The organism is Bacillus sp. SIMBA_026 (assembly GCF_046535335.1).
Taxonomy (GTDB): Bacteria; Bacillota; Bacilli; order Bacillales; family Bacillaceae; genus Bacillus; species Bacillus velezensis.
Genome location: NZ_JAWRWX010000080.1, coordinates 1 through 309 on the forward strand (window position 1 = coordinate 1; position 309 = coordinate 309).

At 57.6% G+C, this 309-nt stretch carries 1 pseudogene; it reads right to left on the bottom strand.

Annotated features, from left to right (window positions below):
• Nucleotides 1-274: pseudogene (locus SB847_RS20755) on the bottom strand (AAA family ATPase); the annotation flags it as partial.
• Nucleotides 275-309 lie beyond the last annotated feature (35 nt).

Here is a 309-nt window from a genome sequence, read left to right on the forward strand (position 1 = left end):
CGTGATTGTCGATATAGGCGCGAGCGCAATGCGTGTCAAAGATGGAGATGTCCGACAATGGTTCCGGCGACGGATTGCCATAGCGCCAAGGCAAGTCGGTGACGATCCCATCGATTACGGCCTCAAATATGGCCTGAGCCACATTGGCCGCATTGGGCTCGATATTCGCGTTCGGGAGAATCGGCTCCCGCCGGTCTCTAGCACGGCAAGCCTGCTTGAACACTCTCGAATAGCCCGACTTACCAGCGCCGTTCTCGCCGTAAATGATCGTCAAACCAGCTGTCGCAATGGGGAGGCGTCCGCCATGTG